Origin of the sequence: Micromonospora sp. NPDC049102, from assembly GCF_043197485.1 — a bacterium.
In the GTDB taxonomy this organism is placed as follows: Bacteria; Actinomycetota; Actinomycetes; order Mycobacteriales; family Micromonosporaceae; genus Micromonospora.
Genome location: NZ_JBICTE010000070.1, coordinates 1 through 1,230, shown reverse-complemented (window position 1 = coordinate 1,230; position 1,230 = coordinate 1). Strand labels below are relative to the sequence as shown.

The window sequence follows — 1,230 nt, the reverse complement described above, 5'->3', positions numbered from 1 at the left end:
TAGCCTCGGCCCTTCGTTAAGGGCTGCGCGGCGGCGGTCCCGGGGACGCGAAAGTGCCTTCTGATCTGGAACGATGTGACTTGTCTAGGGTCTCATCCATCCATCACGGAAGGCACTTTCACGGTGCAGCGTACCGGCACGCGTCCCAAGCTTGTGGTCTCTGGTGGGGGTCGGGGCGTGGTCGGTCACGCCGGTGCCCGCCTGCTGGCCGACATCGCCGAGGTGACGGGGTTGACCAGCGGTTTTGGTGATGCGTTGGCCGGGTTGCGGCAGCGACGCCCGGTCCATGAGCCGGGCCGGGTTGCCGTCGATGTGGCGGTGATGCTCGCCGACGGGGGTGAAGCGATCGCTGATCTGGGCGTGCTACGCCATCAGCCCGCATTGTTTGGGCAGGTCGCGTCGGACGCGACCGGGTGGCGGGTCCTGGACAGCCTCGACACGGCGGCGTTGGCCCGGTTGCGGCAGGCGCGGGCGGCAGCGCGGGAAGTCGCGTGGGCGCAGACCTGTGAGACCCGCGGCCGGTTGCCCGCCTCAGTCGCGGCGGGCCGCGAGGTCCCCGGTCTGGTCCTGGACATGGATGCCACCCTGGTCATCTGCCATTCCGAGAAGGAATCGGCGACGCGGACGTGGAAGAAGACATTCGGCTACCACCCGCTGCTGTGTTTCCTCGACAACACCGGCGAAGCCCTGGCCGGACTGCTGCGCGAAGGACGGGCCGGGTCGAACACCACCGCCGACCACATCACCGTGCTGGACGAGGCTCTCACGCAGATCCCCGACGCCCACCGGCACGGGACACCGCTGCTGATCCGCACCGACGGCGCCGGCAGCACCCACGGCTTCCTCGCCCACATCCGAGGTCTGCGCGAGCACGGCATCGACGCCCGATTCAGTGTGGGCGCCGCGATCACCGCAGCAGTCAGGGCGGCGATCGAACAGGCCAACGACTGGATTCCCGCGATCAACACCGACGGCGCCCCGCGTGACGGCGCCGAAATCTGCGAACTCACCGGCTTGGCCGACACCAGCGGTTTCCCGGCCGGAACCCGCCTGATCGCCCGCCGGGAACGACCCCACCCCGGCGCCCAGTTGTCACTGTTCGACACCGTCAACGGCATGCGGCACCAGGTCATCGCCACCGACACCCCGCCCGGTCAAGGATCCCTGCAGTTCCTGGAGGCCCGTCACCGCGCCCACGCCCGCGTCGAGGACCGCATCCGCACCGGCAAA

General features: G+C 69.3%; 1 protein-coding gene. It reads left to right on the top strand.

Annotated features, from left to right (window positions below; all coding sequences use genetic code 11):
* Positions 1–102: 102 nt before the first annotated feature.
* Positions 103–1,230, top strand: a 1,128-nt coding sequence (locus ACGFH9_RS30800) for an IS1380 family transposase (protein WP_393226386.1), incomplete at its 3' end; no start/stop codon positions are given.